Origin of the sequence: Azospirillum sp. TSH20, assembly GCF_003115935.1 — a bacterium.
GTDB lineage: Bacteria > Pseudomonadota > Alphaproteobacteria > Azospirillales > Azospirillaceae > Azospirillum.
In genome coordinates, this window is sequence record NZ_LGQU01000003.1 from 85,903 (window position 1) to 107,730 (window position 21,828).

21 protein-coding genes are annotated in these 21,828 nt (G+C 68.2%); 14 read left to right on the forward strand and 7 right to left on the reverse strand.

Annotated elements, in window-relative coordinates; translation table 11 throughout:
- Positions 1-21 precede the first annotated feature (21 nt).
- Positions 22-636, reverse strand: a complete 615-nt coding sequence (locus TSH20_RS01685) for a DUF1013 domain-containing protein (RefSeq protein ID WP_109073098.1) — start codon at positions 634-636, stop codon at positions 22-24.
- Positions 637-918: 282 nt separating this feature from the next.
- The gene (locus TSH20_RS01690; RefSeq protein WP_109073167.1) at positions 919-1,935 is read right to left on the reverse strand and encodes an NAD(P)H-quinone oxidoreductase; all 1,017 of its coding nucleotides are present in this window, start codon (positions 1,933-1,935) and stop codon (positions 919-921) included.
- A 138-nt stretch (positions 1,936-2,073) separates the two neighbouring features.
- On the opposite strand from TSH20_RS01690, the gene TSH20_RS01695 reads away from it, so the two are divergent.
- Positions 2,074-2,271, forward strand: coding sequence for a DUF1192 family protein (locus TSH20_RS01695; protein WP_109073099.1), 198 nt, complete (start codon positions 2,074-2,076; stop codon positions 2,269-2,271).
- Between the two features lie 83 nt (positions 2,272-2,354).
- Here TSH20_RS01695 and TSH20_RS01700 read toward each other — a convergent pair whose 3' ends face one another.
- Entirely contained in the window at positions 2,355-3,179 is an 825-nt protein-coding gene (locus TSH20_RS01700) for a DUF2189 domain-containing protein (protein WP_109073168.1), read from the reverse strand.
- A 176-nt stretch (positions 3,180-3,355) separates the two neighbouring features.
- Positions 3,356-3,538 (reverse strand): DUF4169 family protein, encoded by a 183-nt coding sequence (locus TSH20_RS01705; protein ID WP_109073100.1) that lies wholly within the window; start codon positions 3,536-3,538, stop codon positions 3,356-3,358.
- Between the two features lie 277 nt (positions 3,539-3,815).
- Here TSH20_RS01705 and TSH20_RS01710 point away from each other — a divergent pair, with 277 nt between their 5' ends.
- The 9 genes from TSH20_RS01710 to TSH20_RS01750 all read left to right on the forward strand — a co-directional run bounded on the left by TSH20_RS01710 (position 3,816) and on the right by TSH20_RS01750 (position 13,786).
- Positions 3,816-7,058, forward strand: coding sequence for an AsmA family protein (locus TSH20_RS01710; RefSeq protein WP_109073101.1), 3,243 nt, complete (start codon positions 3,816-3,818; stop codon positions 7,056-7,058).
- Between the two features lie 109 nt (positions 7,059-7,167).
- Entirely contained in the window at positions 7,168-7,548 is a 381-nt protein-coding gene (locus TSH20_RS01715; RefSeq protein WP_109073102.1) for an accessory factor UbiK family protein, read from the forward strand.
- A gap of 230 nt (positions 7,549-7,778) precedes the next feature.
- The gene (locus TSH20_RS01720) at positions 7,779-8,282 is read left to right on the forward strand and encodes a YbjN domain-containing protein (protein WP_085089634.1); all 504 of its coding nucleotides are present in this window, start codon (positions 7,779-7,781) and stop codon (positions 8,280-8,282) included.
- A 37-nt stretch (positions 8,283-8,319) separates the two neighbouring features.
- The gene (gene proC / locus TSH20_RS01725; RefSeq protein ID WP_109073103.1) at positions 8,320-9,141 is read left to right on the forward strand and encodes a pyrroline-5-carboxylate reductase; all 822 of its coding nucleotides are present in this window, start codon (positions 8,320-8,322) and stop codon (positions 9,139-9,141) included.
- A gap of 12 nt (positions 9,142-9,153) precedes the next feature.
- Complete coding sequence (locus TSH20_RS01730; RefSeq protein WP_109073104.1) at positions 9,154-9,636, forward strand: YbaK/EbsC family protein; 483 nt, start codon at positions 9,154-9,156, stop codon at positions 9,634-9,636.
- Positions 9,637-9,714: 78 nt separating this feature from the next.
- Positions 9,715-10,413, forward strand: coding sequence for a TetR family transcriptional regulator (locus tag TSH20_RS01735; RefSeq protein ID WP_109073105.1), 699 nt, complete (start codon positions 9,715-9,717; stop codon positions 10,411-10,413).
- Between the two features lie 173 nt (positions 10,414-10,586).
- Entirely contained in the window at positions 10,587-11,021 is a 435-nt protein-coding gene (locus TSH20_RS01740; protein ID WP_109073106.1) for a phasin family protein, read from the forward strand.
- 214 nt (positions 11,022-11,235) lie between these two features.
- A complete protein-coding gene (locus tag TSH20_RS01745) occupies positions 11,236-11,571 on the forward strand; it encodes a tRNA-binding protein (protein ID WP_109073107.1) in 336 nt (111 codons plus the stop codon).
- 214 nt (positions 11,572-11,785) lie between these two features.
- Positions 11,786-13,786, forward strand: a complete 2,001-nt coding sequence (locus TSH20_RS01750) for a cache domain-containing protein (RefSeq protein WP_109073108.1) — start codon at positions 11,786-11,788, stop codon at positions 13,784-13,786.
- 76 nt (positions 13,787-13,862) lie between these two features.
- Here the strand turns inward: TSH20_RS01750 and TSH20_RS01755 are convergent, their stop codons facing one another.
- Positions 13,863-14,603: a LuxR C-terminal-related transcriptional regulator gene (locus TSH20_RS01755; protein ID WP_247870533.1), complete on the reverse strand. Its 741-nt coding sequence runs from the start codon at positions 14,601-14,603 to the stop codon at positions 13,863-13,865.
- 949 nt (positions 14,604-15,552) lie between these two features.
- Here TSH20_RS01755 and TSH20_RS01760 point away from each other — a divergent pair.
- The 4 genes from TSH20_RS01760 to der all read left to right on the forward strand — a co-directional run bounded on the left by TSH20_RS01760 (position 15,553) and on the right by der (position 19,934).
- Positions 15,553-16,194 (forward strand): response regulator transcription factor, encoded by a 642-nt coding sequence (locus TSH20_RS01760; RefSeq protein WP_085089627.1) that lies wholly within the window; start codon positions 15,553-15,555, stop codon positions 16,192-16,194.
- A 291-nt stretch (positions 16,195-16,485) separates the two neighbouring features.
- Positions 16,486-17,130, forward strand: coding sequence for a tetratricopeptide repeat protein (locus TSH20_RS01765; protein WP_109073110.1), 645 nt, complete (start codon positions 16,486-16,488; stop codon positions 17,128-17,130).
- A 9-nt stretch (positions 17,131-17,139) separates the two neighbouring features.
- Positions 17,140-18,498: a PQQ-like beta-propeller repeat protein gene (locus tag TSH20_RS01770; RefSeq protein ID WP_109073111.1), complete on the forward strand. Its 1,359-nt coding sequence runs from the start codon at positions 17,140-17,142 to the stop codon at positions 18,496-18,498.
- Between the two features lie 41 nt (positions 18,499-18,539).
- Positions 18,540-19,934: a ribosome biogenesis GTPase Der gene (gene der / locus TSH20_RS01775; protein ID WP_109073112.1), complete on the forward strand. Its 1,395-nt coding sequence runs from the start codon at positions 18,540-18,542 to the stop codon at positions 19,932-19,934.
- 87 nt (positions 19,935-20,021) lie between these two features.
- On the opposite strand, the gene TSH20_RS01780 is transcribed toward der, so the two are convergent.
- Together TSH20_RS01780 and TSH20_RS01785 are read right to left on the reverse strand one after the other, a co-directional pair.
- A complete protein-coding gene (locus TSH20_RS01780) occupies positions 20,022-20,234 on the reverse strand; it encodes a SlyX family protein (protein WP_109073113.1) in 213 nt (70 codons plus the stop codon).
- A gap of 83 nt (positions 20,235-20,317) precedes the next feature.
- Positions 20,318-21,607, reverse strand: a complete 1,290-nt coding sequence (locus TSH20_RS01785) for an Nramp family divalent metal transporter (RefSeq protein ID WP_109073114.1) — start codon at positions 21,605-21,607, stop codon at positions 20,318-20,320.
- Between the last annotated feature and the right edge of the window lie 221 nt (positions 21,608-21,828).

A 21,828-nucleotide genomic window follows, 5' to 3' on the forward strand; every position in this document is an offset into this window, starting at 1 on the left:
GACGGGAGAGGGACACCCCCCTCAGTGCGCGTCTTCCTGTTCGGAATAGCGGTCGTCGTCGCGGTTCTCGCCGTAGAAGTCCTCGGCGGCTTCCTCCGGCGGGCGGGGCACGCCGCCGCGGCGGATGGCCAGCGCCAGCGCCTCTTCCAGTTCGCGCTGAGAGCAGAGGCCCAGCATCACCGGGCCGCGCGGCTTGATGTTGGCGACGTTCCAGTGGGTGCGGTCGCGCACCGCGGCGATGGTAGGCTTGGTGGTGCCGATCAGGCGGCAGATCTGGGCGTCCGACAGCTCCGGATGGTGCTTCAGCAGCCAGGCGATGGCGTCGGGCTTGTCGCCGCGCTTGGTGATCGGGGTATAGCGCGGACCCTTGGACCGGGAGGCGACCTGCGGCAGGTCGGCGACCAGAAGCTTCAGGCGCAGGTCCTGGTTCTTCTCGCAGCGCTCGATTTCCTGCTTGGTCAGCTGGCCGTTGGCGATGGGGTCCAGCCCCACCATGCCGACCGCGACCTCGCCGTCGGCGATGGCCTGGACTTCCAGCGAATGCATGCCGCAGAAGGCGGCGATCTGCTCGAAGGACAAGGACGTGTTCTCGACCAGCCAGACGGCTGTCGCTTTCGGCATCAAGGGCAGTGCCATCATCCCTCCTGACAAACTCTTCACCGGTCGCACCCGCTGGCGGGTGGTGCGGCCGGTCGTTCGAACTGGTTGTGCGGCGCGGGGGCGGCTTCGCGGCCCCAGGGTCACCCCCGTGGCGGCCGCCCCTTTCTCGTCACCACGATATAGGGCGAATACCGGTCCGCGTAAGCATGCTTGCGCAGGCGCACCGGGAAATCCCGGCCGCCCGCTCGCCTCTGCTAACCTGTCTTGCCCGCCTAAGGCAAGCCCGACGGCGCCACATCGGCGAAGAAAAGCGCAAAATCAGGCGGCGTCCGGCCCCACCGTCAGCACGATCTTGCCGATATGCGTGCTGCTTTCCATCAGCCGGTGCGCCTCGTCGGCCTGTTCCAGCGGGAAGGTGGCGTGGATCTGCGGCTTGATGCCGCCGGTCTCCAGCAGCGGCCAGACATGCTCGCGCAACGCCGCGGCGATGCGGCCCTTCTCCGCCACCGGCCGGGCGCGCAGCGTCGATCCGGTCAGCGTCAGCCGCTTGGTCATCACCGGCGCCATGTTCAGCGACACCTTCGCCCCCTGCAGGAAGGCGATGGAGACGTGGCGGCCGTCCACCGCCATGATGTCGATGTCGCGGGCGATGTAATCGCCGCCGACCATGTCCAGCACGACGTCGACGCCGCGCCCGCCGGTCGCCTCGCGGATCACCGCGACGAAATCCTCGGACTTGTAGTTGATTGCCCGGTCGGCGCCGAGTTCCTCGCAGGCGCGGCACTTGTCGTCGCTGCCCGCGGTGGTGAACACGGTCGCGCCGAAGGCCTTGGCCAGCTGGATCGCCGTGGTGCCGATGCCGCTCGACCCGCCATGGATCAGCAGCGTCTCGCCGCGCTTCAGGGCGCCGCGTTCGAACACGTTGGTCCAGACGGTGAAGAAGGTCTCCGGCACCGCCGCCGCCTCGACCATCGACAGCGGGGAGGGGATCGGCAGAGCCTGCACCGCCGGCACCACGCAATATTCGGCATAGCCGCCGCCGGCCACCAGCGCGCAGACCTTGTCGCCGCTGGCCCAGCCGTCCACCCCCTCGCCGATGGCGATCACCGTGCCGGACAGCTCCAGCCCCGGCAGGTCGGACGCGCCCGGCGGCGGGTCGTAGCGGCCCTGGCGCTGCAGCGTGTCGGGACGGTTCACCCCGGCGGCGGCGACCTCCACCAGAATTTCGCCGGGGCCGGGCACCGGCGCCGGGCGGCGGGTCGGGCGCAGCACTTCCGGCCCTCCAGGCTGGGTGATCTCGACGCAGCGCATGCTGTCGGGCAAGGCAAGGCCCATGGCGGTCGTCCCTTCCATTTTTGTCTGTCCGTTCCGGCGCCTGACGGCACCGGCACGTTGGCATTGTCCGGTGCGAAAGGTAGATTTGCCGGACCGGCCTGACAAGGCGAACCACGCGGCAGGGGAGGGACCCACACCATGGCCATCGACGACCGTTTCGAGGATCTGGAACCGCGCAAGGCCAAGCCGGCGCCCAAGGACCTGACCGTGATGGGCGTGGCCGAGATCGAGGCCTACATCGCCACGCTGGAGGCGGAAATCGACCGAGCCCGCGCCGCCATCGCCGCCAAGCAGGCACAGAAATCGGCGGCCGAGGCGTTCTTCAGGAAGGGATGAAAAAAGCCCTCTCCCGCCGGGGAGAGGGCTTTTCACGCTGCCTGTCTCTTATCGCCCCATCTCTTATCGCACAGTCCCTTGCCTTACCGCCCGATGCCGACCAGATCGCGGTAGCAGTGCCACGACGCATGGCCGATCACCGGCAGGGCGATCGCCAGCCCGAGGAAGGCGGTGACCATCCCCGCGCTCATGAACAGGGCGATCAGGAAGGCCCAGGCGATCATCGGCTTGATGTTGGCGCGCACCACGGCGATGCTGGTCGCCATGGCGGTGAAGACGTCTGTCTCGCGGTCCAGCAGCATCGGCACCGACACCACGGCGATGGAGAACACCGCCGTGGCGATGATCCCACCGAACACCGTCCCGGTCAGCAGGAACGGAATGGTCTCAGCCGAGAAGAAGATGCGGTCGACCAGCTGATCCAGCGCCGGCGGCTCGCCCGAGAAGAACAGGGCGAAGATCAGGAAGGCAACGCGGATCCAGGCCAGCATCGCCAGCATCAGGACCAGACCGACGCCGGCGATCTGCACCCCGTTGCGGCGATAGACGGCGACCACCTTGCCGAAGGTCGGCCGTTCCCCCAGCTCCAGCAGGCGGCTGGTCTCGTACAGCCCCACCGCGAACAGCGGGCCGACCAGCATGAAGCCCGCCGCCATCGGCAGCAGGAGATATTCCATGTCCAGCATCGCCAGTCCGACCACCAGGACCAGGCTGGAAATCACCGCCAGCGCGCCATAGGCGAAGCTGATGCCCGGTGCCGCCATCATGTCCCGCCAGGCCGACGCCAGCCAGACCCAGGGACGGTCCATCTCGACCGTCCGGATCGGCGGCAGCCAGTCGGGGGTGTGGGTGGGCGTGTGCGTCTGAGGCGTTTGAACCGGTCCGCGAAACGAGGTCATGTCGACCATGATGACGGCCCTCCCCTTGAACCAAGGCACGCGCCCGCCGGCGCTCATGGGCGCACTTTCACACAGTCCCGCTGATAGTCGCAAGAAGGAACTATTGGTGTACCCAATAGTAACAAATCAATAGAGGTTATTCCGACCCTGAAGCTTGGTCTTTGCGGCACCTTGGTCTTGGTACTTTAGTCCTCACTGTCCAGCTTATGTCCGTCCAACGTCTGGGTTCGCCGCTCGGCTTCCTTGCGGTCGCGTTCCTTCTCCGCCTTGGTGCGGCCGAATCGGGCCCGATTCGCGTCGGCTTCCTTGGCGCGCTCGGCCTTGTCGCGAGTCTTGCGGAAACGGTTGAGGTTGACCACGTCGCCCATGGCACGGTCTCCGGTGGCTGAATTCAATGGTTCGGGCGCCGCGCGGCCGGTAGGGGCGCCCGGCGGACGGGGAGTTTTCGCGGAAAAAATTCGGACGGACCCCGACTTGGCCGTGGGATTGCCCAAATTGCTTGTTTCTTCTGCGGGCGCTAGCTTACCGAAGGACGGCGCGCACCGGAAGCGGACGGTGCGGCGGGTGGGGGAACGAGTCTTTGTATCGACGTGGCAAAGGGGCGCGGCCGACGACAAGGCCGGTCGCAGGGAAGGCGGAAACCCGGTGAAGAAGATCCTGATCGCTGCACTGGCCGGACTGGCGGTTCTGGCCGGCCTGCTGTTGGCGGCGCCTAGCCTTATCGACTGGAACGCCTACAAGGGCGCCATCGCCGAGCGGGTGTCGCAGGCGACCGGCCGGCAGGTGGAGTTGCATGGCGACGTCGGCTTCACGCTGCTGCCGTCACCGGCCCTGACCGTGCGCGACGCCCGGCTCGCGAATGCCGCCGGCGCCGCCGAACCCGACATGGTCCGCCTGAAGAAGTTGGACGCCCGGGTGGCGCTCGGTCCCCTGCTGGGCGGCCGCATCCAGGTTGAGAGCATCGCGCTGGTCGAGCCTATCTTCGTGGTGGAGGTGCTGAAGGACGGCCGCATCAACTGGGACCTGTCCACCGCCGGCCCCCGCGCCGGCGACGGTCTGGGGGCCGCCGAGGGGCTGGTCTCCGCCGTCAGCTTCGATCAGGTGATGATCGACAACGGCACCATCATCTACCGCGACGACCGCAACGGCCGGACCGAGACGGTCGACAAGCTGAACGCCCGCATCGCCGCCGGCAGCCTGAACGGCCCCTTCCAACTCCAGGGCGATTTCCGCCTGCGTGGCCTGTCCCTGCATGGCGAGGCCACCGCCGGCCGGTTCACCGAAGGGGCGGCGGTGCCGGTGCGCGCCACCCTGTCGATGCCGCACACCGACGCGACACTGCGCTTCGCCGGCATCCTGACCGGCGGCGGAGCCGGCGGCGGGTCCAAGGTGCAGGGCGACCTGCGCGCCGAGGGCAGCGACTTCGCCAAGCTGGTGGACGCTCCCGCCTCCGGCGCCTCCGGCTGGGCTCCCGGGGCGCTGAGCCAGTCCTTCAACCTGCGCGCGACAGTGGAGGCGGGAACCAGCCTCGCCACCTTCTCCGGCCTTGAAGCGCAGCTGGGCGACACGCGGGCCACCGGCAACGCCACGCTCCGCGCCGGCGACCCGGCCAAGCGCGAGATTCCGCGCACCGAACTGACCCTCGCCGTCAACCGGCTGGACCTCGATGCCTGGCTGGCCCAGGGCGGGCGCAATGGCACAGCGGCCAGCGGCGGCAGCGGCCGGGGCACGCCCGCTCCCGTCGCCGGCGCCGCCTCGGGCGACAAGGCATCACTTCCGTCCTTCGCGCTGCCGACCGGCGTTGAGGCGAAGCTGGACGTCGCCATCGACGCCATCGGCTACAACCACGGCGTGGTGCGCCAGGGCCGGATCGAGGCCAGCCTGTCCGCCGGGCGGCTCAACATCGACCGGGTCAGCGCGCTGCTGCCCGGCGGTTCCGATTTCGTCGCGGCAGGCGAAGTGACCACGCCGGGCGGGCAGCCGACGCTCGACCTGCGGATGGAGGCGAATGCCGACAACCTGCGCGCCCTGTTGGAATGGGCGAAGCTGGCTCCGCGCGGCGTCCCGGCCGACCGGCTGCGCCGCGCCTCGCTGTCGGCCCGGCTGCAGGGCCATGCCGACCGCTTCGAGCTGTCGGGCCTGGATTTCCGCTTCGACAGCAGCCGGCTCAGCGGCGCCGTCGCTTATGTCGACCGTGGCCGGCCTGCCTTCGGCGCGCGGCTGGACCTCGACCGCCTGAATCTGGACGGCTATCTGCCGGCCGATCCCACTCCAACGCAGCCCGCATCCCAACCCCAGCCGGCTCCGCGCGCCACCGCATCCGACGGCGGCCAGACCCCGCAGCGGCTTCTCGGCCTTGCCGACGCCAACCTCGACCTGCGGGTCGGCCAGCTGACGGTTGGCGGCTTGCCGGTCCAGGGGATTCACCTCGACGCCACGGTCGCGTCCGGCGCGTTGACGGTGCGCGAGGCCAAGGTGGACGACATCGCCGGTCTGCAGGCGCGGATCGACGGTCAGGTCGCCAGCCTGATCCCGCTGCGCGGCGTCAACCTCGCCCTGGCGGCGCAGGCGCAATCGCTTGGCGGCCTGCCCAGCGCCGTGTCCTGGCCGCCCGGCCTGCCGGTTCCGGAACGTTTGGGCGCGGTCAGCGTCAAGGCCCGGCTGGCCGGCGATGGCGAGCGGCTGGCGGTGGAGGCCTCGGCCGGCATGCTCGGCGGCACGGTCGACGCCGGCGGCGCCCTGCTCGGCCTCGACCGCAAGCCCGAGGCCGACCTGAAGCTGCGCGTCACCCATCCGGAGATTGGCCGCCTCGCCGCCCTGTTCACCGACAGCGGTCTTGCCCGCGCCTACGGCCCGCTGGACCTCTATGGCGAACTGTCGGGCAATGCGGCATCCCCCGCCCTGAAGAACCTCCAGGGGCTGGTCGCCGGCATCCCCGTGCGCGGCAAGCTGACCCTCGACCGCAAGTCGGAGCGCACCGCCTTCCAGGCCGACATCCAGACCGGCGACCTCGATCTCGACCGGCTGCGCAATGCGCCGCTGGTCGGCGATGGCGCCGGCCGCACCGCGCCCACAGCAGCGGATCCCGCCGCAGACCTGCCGCCCACCGATCCACTGGCCGATCTCGGCTGGATACAGTCGCTGGACGGGCGGCTCGGCCTGACCTCCACCTCGCTGACGGTGGCGGGGCAGCGCATCGTCCAGCCGGCGCTGCGCGCCACTCTGGACAACGGCGTCGCGACCCTGGAGCAACTGGACGGCGAATGGCAGGGTGGGCAGATCGGCCTCAGCGGCCGCCTCGCCGCCGCGCCGGGGCAGGCGCCGAAGCTCGACGCCGATCTCACCGTCATCAAGGCCGACATGGGCAGCGCGCTGTCCGGCTTCGCCGGGCTTGGCCTCAGCGGCGGCACCGTCGACCTCGACGTGACGCTGTCGGGCAGCGGTCGAGGCGACGCGCTGCTGAGCAGCCTGACCGGCCGAGGTCGGGCGGTGGCGTCGGGCGGCGTGCTGCGCGGCGTCGATCTCACCGCGCTGCGCAGCCGCCTCGCCGGGGCGGAGCGCACGCAGGAGGTGCTGGGCGCCGTCGCCGGCGCGCTGCAGGGTGGTGAGACCAAGCTGGACCGGCTGGACGCCCGCTTCGCCATCGACAAGGGGGTGATCCGCACCGAGGACGCCCGCCTGACCACCGCGCCGGCTGACGGCACGCTGACCGGCACGGTCTCCCTTCCCGACGAACGGGTGGATCTGGCGTTGGCGCTGGCGGTGAAGGCGGACGGCGATCTGCCGCCGCTGACGCTACGCATGGCAGGTCCCTGGTCCGCGCCGACGCAGACGCTGGACCTGAAGGCCCTGCGTGACCACTTCAACGCAGCCGCGCCCGCCAAATAAGGCTTGGCTCAAATGACGTCCTGTCCCCAGGGCAATGGGCGTTCCAAGGGCGTTGAAGTCGCGGCGTGTGGCGTCCATAATGAACGAACGGTAACCGGAAGTCAGAGCGATGCAGGTGGACAACAGGATTTTGGACGACCTCGCCCGTGTGGCAGGTGGCGCGCTCGGCGCCTTCTCGTCCTTGCGCGAAGAGGCCGAAGGCCAACTGCGGGCCCAGCTCGAACGGGTTCTGTCACGGATGGACGTCGTCAGCCGCGAGGAGTACGAGGCTGTCCGCGCCATGGCCGCCAAGGCCCGCGAGGAGCAGGAGGCGATGGCCGAGCGGCTTGCCGCGCTGGAGGCCACCGTCGCATCGCTGAGCGCCGCGAAGGCACCGCTGCCGGTCGTGGTCGAGCCGGCCGGCGTCCCCGCCGTGGCCGAATCCGAGCCGGCCAAGCCCGCTGCGGCGGGCGGGGGCAAGCCCGAGACCAAGGCCTCCCCAGCACCCTGAGCGGCAGCGCTGCCGCACCCACCGGACGCTCCCTCCCGTCGTCACGCGCCGTCATCCCGCGGCGTGTCCTGCGGCCGGGGCGGTCCGCGGCAGCGCTTCGCCCGGCTTCGGTCCAGCCCGCCTTTTCATCATATTCGGGGTATTGCCCCGGACCGCGCGCCATCGCCGGCGCGTTGCTGCGGTTCGGGTGAACGGTACCGCCCATAGCGCCTTCACAGGAGGACGCGCACATGTCGGCAGTCGCCGTAGAGACCACCACTTCCGCCCACAATCCGCTCGACGTGGTCGAGGAGATCGTCACCGCCAACGAATGGCCCTTCGACCGCGCCACCGAGGACGAGTTGGTCGTCGAGATCGGCGGGCGCTGGTGCGATTACCGGCTCTATTTCGTCTGGCAGCCGGACGTCAGCGCAATGCAGTTCTCCTGCCAGTTCGACATGAAGGTCCAGGCCGCCCGCCGCACCGCCGTCGCCGAACTGCTGGCCGAGGTCAACGGCCGCATGTGGCTCGGCCATTTCGACGTCTGCTCGGAGGAGCACACGCCGATGTTCCGCCAGACCATGCTGCTGCGCGGATCGCGTGGCGCCGCGGTGGAGCAGCTGGAGGATCTGGTGGAGATCGCCCTGTCGGAGTGCGAGCGCTTCTATCCTGCCTTCCAGTTCGTGATCTGGGGCGGAAAATCGGCGTCCGAAGCGGTGTCCGCCGCCATTCTCGACACCATGGGCGAAGCGTAAAGAACAAGAAGTCTCAAGCGAGGGGAAGGTCTTGGTCATGACGGCGGAATCGGGTGCGTCGCTGCTGCTGGTCGGTTGCGGGAAGATGGGCGGGGCGATGCTGGACGGCTGGCTCGCCGCCGGGACCGCGTCGCGCGTGGTGGTGGTCGACCGCGCCGGTCTGCCGCAGTCGGTGGCGGGCGATTCGCGCGTCACCCTGGCATCCGGCGCCGACGCCCTGCCGGCCGGCTTCGTTCCCGACGTGATCGTCCTGGCGGTGAAGCCGCAGGTGATGGAGGACGCTCTGCCGTCCTACCGCGCCCTGGTCCGCCCCGGCACCGTCTTCCTGTCGATCGCCGCCGGCAAGACCATCGCCTATTTCGAACGCCTGCTGGGGGAGGGGGCGGTCGTCGTCCGCTCCATGCCCAACACGCCGGCCGCCATCGGCCGCGGCATGACCGTCGCCGTTCCGAACGCCCGCGTCAGCGCCAGTCAGCGTGAGCTGTCCGACCGCCTGCTGCGCGCCGTCGGCGATGTCGCCTGGGTGGAGGACGAGGGGTTGCTGGACCCCGTCACCGCCGTGTCGGGCAGCGGTCCAGCCTATGTCTTCTTCCTGGTCGAGGCGATGGCCAAGGCCGGCGAGGCAGCCGGTCTGCCCGCCGATCTGGCGATGCGGCTGGCCCGCGCCACCGTGTCCGGCGCCGGCGCCCTGCTCGACGCCTCGCCGCAGGATGCCGCCGACCTGCGCAAGGCGGTGACCAGCCCGAATGGCACCACCCAGGCCGCGCTGGAGGTGCTGATGGCGCCGGAAGGCATGCAGCCGGTGATGACCGCCGCCATCGCCGCCGCCACCCGGCGGTCGCGCGAGTTGGCTGGCTGAGGAGGCGCCGCCGTGACCACCCTCAGCCCCTCCGCCGCCCGCGTCCAGGCACTGCTGGACAGCATCGGCCTTGGCCATCATGTGGTCGAACATGAAGGCAGCACCCGCACCTCGGAAGACGCGGCCAACTCCGTCGGCTGCGAGGTGGCGCAGATCGCCAAGTCGCTGATCTTCCGTACCAAGGAGACCGGGCGCCCGGTCCTGGTCGTCGCCAGCGGCGCCAACCGGGTGGACGAGAAGGCGGTCGGGCGGCTGATCGGCGAGAAGATTGAGCGTGCCGACCCCGAGTTCGTCCGGGAATCGACCGGCTTCGCCATCGGCGGCGTTCCGCCAATCGGCCATGCCGTCCCGCCTCTGGTGCTGATCGACGACGACCTGCTGCGGCTGGAGACCATCTGGGCCGCCGCCGGCACCCCCAACGCCGTTTTCCGCCTGACCCCTGCCGATCTGGTCAGCATGACCGGCGGCCGGGTGGAGACCGTGCGCAAGGCATAACTGAAGGGGTGGACGGGTGACGTTCGCCCGTCCGCACACCATTTTATCAGGCGATCCCTGTCGCCTGGAGGTGGTGCCATGTCCGACATGTCGTCCGACAAGCCTGAAGACAACAGCTTTCGCTCAGACCCCGCCCGGGATTTTGCGGACCCCGACGCCCTCGACCGTGCCGTGGCATCGGCAGCAATGGGGCTGGCGGCCGAGAAGGGCTGGCGCCACGTCGGCCTGCTGGAGGTCGCGCACACCGCCGGCATCCCGCTGTCGCGCTTTCATCACCGCTTTCGCGGGCGCGCCGACCTGCTGGCGGCGGTATCGCGGGTCGCCGATGAAACGGTCCTGGCCGGGGATATCGCCGCGGACCCGACCGAATCGGCGCGCGACCGGCTGTTCGACGTGATGATGCGCCGCTTCGACGCTCTGCGCCCCTTCCGTGACGGCCTGCGTTCCGTCGTACGCGACCTGCCGGCCGATCCGGCCACCGCGCTGGCCTTCTCCTGCGCCTTCGGCCGTTCCATGGCCTGGATGCTGCGCGCCGCCGGGATCGACCCGGACCAGCGCGGCGGCACGGCGCTGGTCGCCGGTCTCGGCACCGTCCATGCGCGGGTGATGCGGGTGTTCCTGAACGACGACACCGCCGACCTGTCGCGCACCATGGCCGCGCTCGACAATGCGTTGCGCGGGGCGGAGCGCTGGGGCGCGACCTTCTGCCGCTGGACCCGGTCGCGCGGGCCGCTGGGCCGGTCGTCGGGAACAGAGTCCATGTCGTCAGGTATTTAGCGACGGGCGGGCGTTCCGCGGCGTGGGCTTCCACCCGCCAAGGTTATGCTGCGGCGCAAAAAACCGGATTGACTAACTTTTCGGCACTCTGCATAGTCGGCCTCTGTAATGTTGCGACGCAACATGCCCGTATTCAGATGCGGGCAGCAAACACCGATACTGGGATGAGAAACATGGCCAAGATCAGCGGTAACCCCTTCCTCGAATTCGATCCGTCCAAGATGATGGGTGACCTGAAGGTGCCGGGCGTGGACGTCGAGTCCATCATCGCCAGCCAGCGCCGCAACATCGAGGCGGTGACCGCTGCCAACCAGCTGGCCTTCGAAGGCTTCCAGGCCATCGTCCGTCGTCAGGCCGAGGTGCTGCGCACCGTCGCCGAGGACGTGAACCGCGCCGTCGGTGAACTGACCGCCGCCGGCACCCCGGAAGAGAAGGCCGCCAAGCAGGCCGATCTGGTCAAGGCCGCCTTCGAGAAGTCACTGGCCAACATCCGCGAGCTGAGCGAGATGATCGCCAAGTCGAACACCGAGGCCGCCGAGATCCTGACCAAGCGCGTGTCGGACAGCCTGGACGAGGTCAAGGCCGCCATTGCCAAGGCGAAGTCCTGATCCACTCCGGTCCGCCGGAAATCAGCGAAGAGGGGTCGCCATCGGCGGCCCCTTTTTCGTTTGTGCCGGATGGTCCGGACGCGCCTTCCCGGTTCCGATGCCCGTTCTGCCGCGCTACCCTGGCGCCGACCGCTAGATCGGATCGCGTAAAATCGGAATCGATTTGGAGCGTGAATCCGATCGCCAATCATAAAACCACCGCATCGGACCCGTCATGACCATCTCCTACGACGATTTCACCAAGGTCGACATCCGTGTAGGCACCATCCGCGCCGTCGATGCCTTTCCGGAGGCGCGCAAGCCGGCCTACAAGCTGACCATCGATTTCGGCGGTGAGATCGGCACCAAGCGCAGCTCCGCCCAGATCACCAGCCACTACGCTGCCGACGCGCTGGTAGGACGCCAGGTTCTGGCGGTGGTGAATTTTCCGCCCAAGCGAATCGGCCCCTTCACCAGCGAGGTGCTGTGCCTGGGCCTGCCCGACGCCGAGGGCGCCGTGGTGCTGGTCGGCCCGGATCATGCGGTCCCGGACGGTGCACGGCTGTTCTGATTTCGACCGTCTTCCTGTGGCGGTATGAAAGATTCGATCATGCCGTGCCTACGGAAAAATCACCCCGAGGTTGAATTCATAAAGATCTCGTAAGGCGACAAGTTGCCGCAGGAGTCGTATGTATTTTAAATGAATGCACCCTAAACCACGATGGCATAGTGCGGTGCGACAGCGATCTCGCATCTGCAACATGTTTTCCTGGTGGATGGCACTCATGGACGCCCTGCGCGCCTTCGTCGGCCGGCTTTCGATCTCCACGAAAGTCACCCTGTTGAACCTTTTCGGCATGCTGATCCTCAGCACGGCGATCCTGTTCGCGATCGGTCAGGTGATCGTCCGTGACTTGGAGCGGCAGGCGATCGAGATGCAGCGGCTCAGCATGGACATCGCCTGGTCCTCGCTGCAGGAACGCGGCGGCCAGTTCTCCGTAGCCGACGGCAAGATGCTGCTGGACGGTGTCGTGATGAACGACAACAACCTCGTGGTCGACAAGATCAAGCGCATCACCGGGGGTACGGCCACCCTGTTCCTGGGCGACCGCCGCATCGCCACCAACGTCGCCAAGCCCGACGGCAGCCGTGCCGTCGGCACCACGCTGGCGCAGGGCCCGGCCTATGACTCGGTGCTGCGCCAGGGCGTTCCCTTCCGCGGCATGGTCGATATCCTGGGCGAGCCCTATTACGCCGCCTATGACCCGATCAAGGACGCGGCCGGAAAGCCGGTCGGCATCCTCTATGTCGGCATCAAGAAGGCGGAGGTGCTCAAGACCTTCGACGACAGCATGCGCTTCGCCACCATGCTGGTGGTGATCTGCGCCCTGGTTCTGGCGGTGCCGGGCTATCTGGTGTCGCGTTGGCTGCTGCGTCCGCTGGGCCAACTCAGCCAAGTGATGACCGCGCTGTCCTCCGGCGATCTGTCGGCCAGCGTTGCCGGCGTGAAACGTATGGACGAGATCGGCGCGATGTCGCGCTCCGTCCTCGTCTTCCGCGACGGCATGGCCGAGGCGGAACGTCTGCGCGCCGAGCAGGAGCATCAGCGCATCCAGGGCGAGGCGCAGAAGCGCAAGGCGCTGCAGTCGATGGCCGATACGGTGGAGCAGGAAAGCCGCAGCGCCGTCGAGCGGGTCGCCGCCCGCACGCAGGAGATGGACCGCAACGCCGACGCCATGGCGAAATCGGCCGGGCTGGTCGGGTCCAACGCCCAGAACGTCGCCGCGGCGGCGGCCCAGGCGCTCAGCAACGCCCAGGCAGTGGCCTCGGCTGCCGAGCAGCTCTCGGCTTCCATCGAGGAGATCGGCAATCAGGTCGGACATGCTGCCGGGGTCACCCGCGCCGCCGTCGCCGCCAGCAACCGGACCGAAAGCACCATCGAATCGCTGTCCTCGGCGGTCAGCCGGATCGGCGACGTGGCGGAGCTGATCCAGGGCATCGCCGCCCAGACCAACCTGCTTGCCCTGAACGCCACCATCGAGGCGGCGCGGGCCGGGGAGGCGGGCAAGGGATTCGCCGTCGTCGCCGGCGAGGTGAAGAACCTCGCCAACCAGACCTCGCGCTCGACCGAGGAGATCTCGCGCCTGATCGGCGAGATCCAGTCGGTCACCGCCCGTAGCGTGGAGGAGGTGCGCGACATCAGCCGCACCATCGGCGAGATCGACGCCATCTCCGGCACGGTGGCCGCCGCGGTGGAACAGCAGGCTTCGGCGACCCAGGAAATCTCGCGCAATGTCGGCCAGACCGCCGGCGCCGCCACCGACGTCTCGACCCGCATCGACGAGGTATCACGCGAGGCCAAGGTGACGGAGGAGCGCGCCGACATGCTGCGCGCCGGGGCGTCGGAAGTGACCCACAGCATCGACGAGTTGATGCATGTGCTGGTCCGCGCCGTACGCACGGCGACCGACGACGTGGATCGCCGCAGCGTGCCGCGCTATCGCGTCGAGGCGCCCTGCATCGTGGAGGGGGCGGAGGGGCGCCTGACGGTGCGGCTGCTGGACATTTCCCGTCATGGCGCGGCGCTGGGCGAGGCCGACTCCGTCGGCGCACGCGGCACCCTGCTGTTCGACAGCCTGGGCGTGGCGCTGCCCTTCGACGCCTTCAATCGGGAGGAGGGGGTGGTGCGCGTCCGCTTCCGGCTGGCCGAGATCGATCGTCAGGCTTTCGACGCCCGCTTCGACCGTTTCGAAGAGGCGATGGCCGGCCGCCGCTTGGCTGGCTGATCCAGGTTCGCCGGATCAGGTCTGGCTGGGCGGCACTGCTGGACCGCGCGAATCCTGCGCGGTCCTGGCCTGTCGGTCAAACCCCGGCCCGGCGGGCGGCGGCGGCGTGGACGTGCGGCGGGGTCATGCCGGTCCGCGCCTGTTCCAGGGCACCCTGCTGCCGGGCGGCGAATACGCCGGCCTCCGTCCGGTTGCGGAAATGCAGCTTGGACAGAACGCTGCGCACCATCGACTTGATGACCGCTTCCGACAGGTCCAGCGCGTTGGCGATGGTCCGGTTGTTCATGCCCTCGCCCAGCAGGCGCAGCGTCTCGAACTCCGGATCGGACAGGCGCGGCAGCAGCGTCAGCCGGATCTCGTCGACGCCGAGGCGTGACAGGAACTGCTTGGGCATCAGGCAGTGGCCTTCCAGCCCCAGGTCCAGCAGCTCGTTGATGCGGTCGACGTTCAGATCCTCGAACACCCACGCGTCGGCGAAGGCAAGGATATGGGCGGCGTCCAGCAGCTCACGCGACGACAGCACGACGACGATCCGCGAGCGGCGGGACAGCCGCAGATAGACCATCGGTTCGTTCTCGCGCAGCGCGGTGAACTGCTGCAGCCCGATCAGGATCGCATCCGGCGTCAGCGCGCTCTGCGTCAGCTCCCCGATATCGTGCAGAACCGTGACCCGGTGGCGACCGCCACGGTCCAGTTGCTGGACCACGTTCTCGGTCAGCGCGTTGTTGTCGAGGATCAGGCAGACATGCATGGGAGTCACCGCGTTGCGGGTCTGGTGAGATGCTTTCTCATGGGCGTACTCATGGTGTGTGTGCATGGGTCAGCTCTGTCTGGAGGAGGCATCCACGGCCGGCCCGGCTCAGGGCATTGCCGCCTGCGTCTAAGGGTTGAAGAGGAACCGGCCGGTTGGCCCAGGCACGTCATCATAAAACTCACGTCATCCGGAAAATTATTGTGGACATCGAAGTATTGCGGCGCGGACTGCAAACTCCCCCTTCGTCGGGATCGGGAAAGTCCTGTTCGCACCGCGTGATTTAGAAATGAACCGGGCTCCGCGTAAATCAGGCGATGGATGATCAGCCAAGATCGCTTATCGTCTCCTTGTTGGTCGCCTCAGGTTTCGAAACGGTAACACCTATGGAATGATGTGTGCTGAGCGGGTCACAGGGGAATGCGCGTTGGTACAGGCATCCATCAGGGATATCCTTTCGGTTTGGTCGCTGGTTTTTCTTACTCTTCTGCGCGTTCGAATCGGGATAAACCAAATCCTTGCCACACGAACGCCGCAAAGATGGCAAGGTTCCAGAAAAATTCCCGTCACTAATGGAGACAACAGGTCTCTTTTCGAATGAGCCCGATCGGGCCAAGTGAATCCGATGCGCTCGCGCGATAACTCTGTTCGCACGCGCAGAAGAAGCTATGACTTTTGGTGGAGGCAATTCTTGGTCGTGCCATGACCAAAGGTGCCTCGAAGGGGAATGCCGGCTTCGAATGACCTATGGCCCTTGTCGGGATACAGGGTCCCGACCGATCGTGGTATCAGATACCCAACACAGCGAAGAACAAGCCCACAACGGCAGACGGTCTTCCGGCCGATGTCCGAAGAGGGCGCACAGACCAATCGACCACCAAGCCATGTATTCGGCGCGAATGTGGTGATCCGGGTGCCGCGGGGGCGTGCCGGACAACAGACAACAGCCCTGACGGGCGGTCGTTCGTAAGCGGACGGCACCGGCAAGGGTCGGCGAGCGAGGATGACGGGGACCATGAAGATTCTGATCGGGGACGACCATCTGCTGTTTCGCGAAGGTCTGCGGCGTCTGCTGGAGCAACTTCAGGGCGAGGCCAGCTTCGTCGAGGCCGGGACCTTTGACGAGGTGCTGGACCAGTGCCGGGCCGGCAGCACCTTCGACATCATCCTGATGGACCTGCATATGCCGAACTGGCCGGGCTTCGACGGCCTGCGCGAGATCCAGGCGCTGCAGCCGGGTGTGCCGGTGGTGGTGATCTCCGCTTCGGAGGCTCTGGGCGACATCCGTGGCGCGCTCGACCATGGCGCGACCGGCTACATCCCGAAGTCGAGCAGCGTGAAGGTGATGATGGGCGCCCTGAACCTGGTGTTCTCGGGCGGCATCTACCTGCCGCCGGGCGCGCTGACCGCCAGCATGGAGGCCGCGCCGCGCCGCCGCACGGTGGACATGTCCGACCGCAGCGCCGGCTACGGTCTGACCCAGCGCCAGCGCGAAGTGCTGGAATGCCTGCGTCTCGGCAAGTCGAACAAGCAGATCGCCTATGAACTGGGCCTGTCGGAAGGCACGGTGAAGATCCACGTCACCGCCATCTTCAAGTCGCTGGGCGTGAAGAACCGCACCCAGGCGGTCATCGCCGCCGCAGCCATGTCGGCGTAAGTTCGGACAGCATCGACCTCAGACTGCATCGACCGATCCGGGGCACGTACGGGTCGCGGAACTGGGCCGCCGGGGGAACCCCTCCGCGGCCCGTTTTCTTTTGGCGGCAACGGCCGGACTCCCGTCCACGGCAGTGAGCCTCTTGACCCGGCGGGTTGCCCGATGCTATCCGCCCCTCTTGATCTTGTGGAATCATCCGTCCGGTTCACCGGCCGGACGGGTTCCGCCTGACCCGCGCCGCCATCCGGGCCGTGCGCGACGCCGCCACCGCAGGGACGCAACCGCAGCGCCATGAGCGATATTTTCCGCGAAGTCGACGAGGATCTGCGCCGGGACCGCGCGGAGCACCTGTTCAAGAAGTATGGCGGCGCCATGATCGCCGCGGCTGTCCTGGTCGTCGCCGGCACCGGCGGCTACAGCTACTGGCGCCATTGGCAGGCGCAGCAGAAGCAGGAGCAGACCGCCGCCCTGGTCACCGCCATCTCGCAGAGTGCCCAGGGACCGGAGAAGGGGGTGGAGGCGCTGTCGGCCTTCGCCGGCTCCGCCAAGCCCGACCTCGCCGCCATCGCCCAGTTCAACGCCGCGGCGCTGCTGATCCGCCAGAACAAGCCGGACGAGGCTGCGACCATCTATGACGGCATTGCCGCTAACGGCTCCGTGCCCGCCGAGTACCGCGACCTCGCCACCCTGCTGGCGGTGACGCAGCGTGCGGAAAAGGGCGACCCGGCCCAGCTGACGGCGAAGCTGCAGCCGCTGACCGCCGACACCAGCCCCTGGCGCTTCACGGCGCGCGAGCTGACGGCGATGCTGGCCGCCCGCGCCGGTGACACGGAAAAGGCGCGCACGCTCTACAAGCAACTGGCGGATGACCAGCAAGCGCCGTCGGGCGTGCGTGGCCGTGCCGCCGATCTCGCCTCCCTCTACGGCAAGGGCTGATCCAGGGCCATGAAGAACAACAAGATGAAGGCCGGCTCCATCCGCCGCGCGGCGCTGCTGTCCGCATCGCTGCTGTCCGTCTTCCTCGCCGGCTGCGACACCGTGGACAGCTGGTTCGGCAAGACGCCCGATCCGCCCCTGCCGGGCAAGCGCGTCGCCGTGCTCCAGCGCGAGCGCAAGGTGGAGCCGGACGCACAGCTCGCCGCCGTCGCCGTCACCGTGCCGCCGCCGGTCGCCAACGCGGCCTGGGCGCAGCCGGGCGGCACGCCGGACCATGTGCTGGGCAACCTCGCTCTGTCCGCCAACCCGTCCGACGCCTGGCGCGCCGACATCGGTTCGGGCTCCAGCAGCTCGCGCGCGCTGCTCGGCACGCCGGTGATCGCCGACGGCCGCATCTTCGCGATGGACGCCGACTCGCATGTCTCCGCGCTGAACGAGCGCAGCGGCCAGTCGCTGTGGCGGGTCGACACCCGGCCGGAGAACGAGCGGGGCGGGGCCACCGGCGGCGGCGTCGCCTATGCCGACGGCCGCGTCTATGCCGCCACCGGCTTCGCCGAGGTGCTGTCGCTCGACGCCGCCACCGGCAAGATCCTGTGGCGCAAGCGCATCGCCGGCCCGGTCCGCGGCGCGCCCACGGTGGCCGGCGGCCGCGTGCTGGTCATCACGCTCGACAACCAGACCATCGCGCTCTCCACCGACGACGGTGCGGTGCAGTGGTCGCAGCAGGGCATCCTGGAGACCGCCGGCCTGCTCGGCGCCGCCAGCCCGGCGGCCACCGGCACGCTGGTCGTCTCCCCCTATTCGTCGGGCGAGCTGTTCGGCCTGCGTCCGGAAAACGGCCGCGTGTCTTGGCAGGACAGCCTCGCCGCCATCCGCCGCACCGGGCAGCTGAGCAATCTGGCCGACATCCGCGGCCTGCCGGTGGTCGATCGCGGCAACGTCTACGCCATCGGCCATTCCGGCCGCATGGTCGCCATCGACGAGCGAATCGGCGCCCGTATCTGGGAAACGGAGATCGGCGGCGTCCAGACCCCCTGGCTGGCCGGCGACTACCTGTTCACCGTCACCAACGACCAGGAGGTCGTCGCGGTGGCGCGCCAGAACGGCAAGGTCCGCTGGGTCGCCCCGCTCGCCCGCTTCAAGGATCCGGAGGACAAGTCGGGACCGATCGTCTGGTCCGGCCCGGTGATGGCGGGCAGCCGCCTGTGGGTCACCGGCTCCAATGGCCAGCTGCTCGGACTGTCGCCGTCGGACGGCCGGGTGGAGGTGACCCGTTCGCTCCCCACCGGTTCCTACTTGCCGCCGGTCGTTGCCAACAACACTCTATATGTGCTGTGCGACAACGGAACGCTGGTCGCGTTCCGCTGATCGCGGATTTCCTCCGTCTGTTGTGAAAGGCCTTTGGCCCCATGTCGTTCACCGTGGTCCTCGTCGGTCGGCCGAATGTCGGCAAATCGACTCTCTTCAACCGTCTGGCCGGCAAGAAGCTGGCCCTGGTGGACGATACGCCGGGCGTCACCCGTGACTGGCGCTCGGCCCCGGCCCATGTCGGTGGCTTGTCCTTCACGGTGGTGGATACCGCCGGCCTGGAGGACGTGACCGACGACAGCCTGGAGGCGCGCATGCGCCGCCAGACCGAGCAGGCGCTTGAGCGCGCCGACGTGGCGCTGTTCATCATCGACGCCCGCGCCGGCATCACGCCGCTGGACCGCCATTTCGCCAACCTGCTGCGCCGGAGCAAGACCCCGGTCCTGCTGGTCGCCAACAAGACCGAAGGCAAGGCCAGCCAGCCCGGCATGTTCGAATCCTACGAGCTGGGCCTGGGCGATCCGATCCCGTTGTCCGCCGAGCATGGCGAGGGCATGGCCGATCTGGTCGAGGCGCTGCTGCCCTACGCCCCGCCGGAAGACACCGGCGAGGTCGAGGAGAAGGACGACGGCTACGATCCCTCCATCCCGGTCGGCGACCAGCCGGAGCCGGAAGAGGACCGCAGCAAGCCGATCCAGATCGCCATCGTCGGCCGTCCGAACGTCGGCAAATCGACCCTGCTGAACAGCCTGTTGGGCGAGGAGCGCGTGCTGACCGGCCCCGAGGCCGGTATGACCCGCGACGCCATCTCCGTCGATTGGGAATGGCGCGACCGCCGCTTCAAGCTGGTCGACACCGCCGGCATGCGCCGCCGCGCCCGTGTGGACGAGAAGGTGGAGAAGCTGGCGGTCGCCGACAGCCTGCGCGTCATTCGCATGGCCAATGTCGTGGTGCTGGTGGTCGATGCCGCCGCCATCCTCGACAAGCAGGACCTGACCATTGCGCGCCTGGTGATCTCCGAGGGCCGTGCCCTGGTCATCGCGGTCAACAAGTGGGACACGGTCGATGACCGCGCCATGGCGTTGCGTCAGGTCGAGGACAAGCTGCAGGCTTCGCTCGGCTACATCAAGGGCGTGAAGGTCGTCACCATCTCGGCGCTGAAGGGCCACAAGCTCGACACGCTGCTGGACGGCGTGCTGGAGACCTACACCGTCTGGAACCGCCGCATCCCGACAGCGCAGCTGAACCGCTGGATCGAAGGCGTTCTGGAACACCATCCGCCGCCCCTGGTCGAGGGTCGCCGGGTCAAGATCCGCTACGTCACCCAGGTGAAGACCCGTCCGCCCACTTTCGCGCTGTTCGTGAACAAGCCGCTGGACCTGCCGGAAAGCTACCAGCGCTATCTGACCACCCACCTGCGCGACAGCTTCGACATGCCCGGCGTGCCGGTGCGCCTGCTGCTGCGCAAGGGCAAGAATCCGTACGCCGAGGATTGATCCAGCGATCTCCTCCCTCACCCGGACTACACGCGGGGCGAGGGAGGAATAGGCGTGGGTTAAACTCCGCCAAAGGACCGGCCCGGCTCAATAATGCGGCGGCGGCCGGTCGTCCTGCGGGGAGGCGATGGCATATTCCGCTGCCTCCACCCGATCACGCATGCGTTTCAATTGGGCGGTCAGGCGGTCGATGGTCTGGCCCAGGGCGAAGATGACCTCGGACATCTCCTCCGCCATGCGCTCGTGATGGGCGAGGCGGCTTTCCAGATCGGCAAGACGTTGTTCAAGAGCGGGATCCATTAGGCACCGGCCAGGGAAAGGGAAAACGGGGAACGGGCCGCAAGATGGACCATTCCCCGGTCCGGGTCGAGGTGCCTTTCCGCTCACACCATCGCGGTGGTGCCGGCCAGCCAGCCGGACAGGCCGGTCAGCACCAGCACGGTCAGGCTGGCCAGCCGCAGGGTCAGCGGCGCCATCGCCAGCCCGCCCATCAGTTTGTCATTCCGCAGCAGCAACAGCATCGGGATCAGGATGAAGGGCAGGGTCAGCGCCAGCACCACCTGACTCAGCACCAGCAACCCGTCCACCGCGCCGTCGCCCGCACTGCCCAGAACCGCCAGCGCCGGGATCAGCGAGGCGCCGCGGGTGATCAGTGCCCGCGTGATCGGGCGCAGCCGCAGGTTCAAGAAGCCCTCCGTCACCATCTGCCCGGCCATCGTGCCGGTGGTGGTGGAGCTTTGGCCAGCGGCCAGCAGGGCGATGGCGAAGACCAGCGCGGCGGCGCCGCCGATGTTGCTGCCCAGCAGGGTGTGCGCGTCCTCGATGCCGGGGGCGCTGCCGGCTCCCACGCCCTGGAAGGTGACGGCGGCGACCGCAAGGATGGACCCGTTGACCAGACCGGCCAGGGCCAGCGCGGTCGACAGGTCGATGGTCAGCCAGCGGGCGGCCTGCCGGCGCTCCTCCGCCGTCTTCACCTCGGCCAGCCGCGAGCGCACCAGACCGGAGTGCAGGAACAGGTTGTGCGGCATGACCGTGGCGCCGATGATGCCCAGCGACAGGTACAGCATCTGCGGATCGCGGGCCAACTCGACGCTGGGCATCAGGCCGGCCAGCAGGGCGGCGGGGTCGGGGCGGGCGATCACCAGTTCCCAGGCGAAGCAGACCACGACGACGCTCATCAGCGCGCCGACCACCAGTTCAGGGGCGCGACCACGGGCGCCGGGCAGGGCCAGGATGCCGAAGGTCAGCACGGCGGAGATCACCACGCCGGCCATGATCGGGATGCCGAACAGCAGCTTCAGCGCGATGGCGCTGCCCAGCAGTTCGGCCAGATCGGTGGCGATCATCGCCAGCTCCGACACCGCCCACACCAGCATCGCCACAGGGCGCGGGAAGCGCTGGCGGATCAACCGGGCCAGATCGGTGCCGGTCGCCAGCGTCAACCGAACGATCAGCCCTTGCAGGAAGATGCCGGCCAGGCTGGCGATCAGCACCGCCGACAGCAGCGCGAAGCCGAAGCTGGAGCCCGCCGCGATGTCCGTCGCCCAGTTGCCGGGGTCCATGTAACCGACCGCCACCACAAAGCCGGGGCCGAGCATGGTCCAGAAGCGGCGCCCGCCCGCCGGGGCGGCGGTGTGGACGGTATCGGCGATGGTGGGGGATGCGGTCTTCACGCCGGTTGCTCCTGAACGGTCCGATGGCGGCCACAGGCTTGGCTGCCGATGCAACATGGCAGGGCATTTCGATAGTGTCCAATCGATGCGTTCTAACATCGAGATAGACGATATCTATCAATGTGGGCGCCTTGCCAAGGCGGGTCCAGTTCAGAACAGCGTGGTGGTCACTTCGTTCGCAGTGCAGCAGTGCCATGCGAGCGAATTTCGCCGGGAACCAT

Bases quoted from the DNA above. Each gene is read 5' to 3' on its own strand.
- TSH20_RS01780 (WP_109073113.1), bottom strand. From the start codon at position 20,234: ATGGATCCCGCTCTTGAACAACGTCTTGCCGATCTGGAAAGCCGCCTC.
- TSH20_RS01765 (WP_109073110.1), top strand. From the start codon at position 16,486: ATGAGCGATATTTTCCGCGAAGTCGACGAGGATCTGCGCCGGGACCGC.
- TSH20_RS01705 (WP_109073100.1), bottom strand. From the start codon at position 3,538: ATGGGCGACGTGGTCAACCTCAACCGTTTCCGCAAGACTCGCGACAAG.
- TSH20_RS01755 (WP_247870533.1), bottom strand. From the start codon at position 14,603: ATGCACACACACCATGAGTACGCCCATGAGAAAGCATCTCACCAGACC.
- TSH20_RS01685 (WP_109073098.1), bottom strand. From the start codon at position 636: ATGGCACTGCCCTTGATGCCGAAAGCGACAGCCGTCTGGCTGGTCGAG.
- TSH20_RS01745 (WP_109073107.1), top strand. From the start codon at position 11,236: ATGACCATCTCCTACGACGATTTCACCAAGGTCGACATCCGTGTAGGC.
- TSH20_RS01700 (WP_109073168.1), bottom strand. From the start codon at position 3,179: ATGGTCGACATGACCTCGTTTCGCGGACCGGTTCAAACGCCTCAGACG.
- TSH20_RS01740 (WP_109073106.1), top strand. From the start codon at position 10,587: ATGGCCAAGATCAGCGGTAACCCCTTCCTCGAATTCGATCCGTCCAAG.
- TSH20_RS01690 (WP_109073167.1), bottom strand. From the start codon at position 1,935: ATGGGCCTTGCCTTGCCCGACAGCATGCGCTGCGTCGAGATCACCCAG.
- der (WP_109073112.1), top strand. From the start codon at position 18,540: ATGTCGTTCACCGTGGTCCTCGTCGGTCGGCCGAATGTCGGCAAATCG.
- TSH20_RS01720 (WP_085089634.1), top strand. From the start codon at position 7,779: ATGTCGGCAGTCGCCGTAGAGACCACCACTTCCGCCCACAATCCGCTC.
- TSH20_RS01695 (WP_109073099.1), top strand. From the start codon at position 2,074: ATGGCCATCGACGACCGTTTCGAGGATCTGGAACCGCGCAAGGCCAAG.
- TSH20_RS01735 (WP_109073105.1), top strand. From the start codon at position 9,715: ATGTCCGACATGTCGTCCGACAAGCCTGAAGACAACAGCTTTCGCTCA.
- TSH20_RS01770 (WP_109073111.1), top strand. From the start codon at position 17,140: ATGAAGAACAACAAGATGAAGGCCGGCTCCATCCGCCGCGCGGCGCTG.
- TSH20_RS01715 (WP_109073102.1), top strand. From the start codon at position 7,168: ATGCAGGTGGACAACAGGATTTTGGACGACCTCGCCCGTGTGGCAGGT.
- TSH20_RS01750 (WP_109073108.1), top strand. From the start codon at position 11,786: ATGGACGCCCTGCGCGCCTTCGTCGGCCGGCTTTCGATCTCCACGAAA.
- TSH20_RS01760 (WP_085089627.1), top strand. From the start codon at position 15,553: ATGAAGATTCTGATCGGGGACGACCATCTGCTGTTTCGCGAAGGTCTG.
- proC (WP_109073103.1), top strand. From the start codon at position 8,320: ATGACGGCGGAATCGGGTGCGTCGCTGCTGCTGGTCGGTTGCGGGAAG.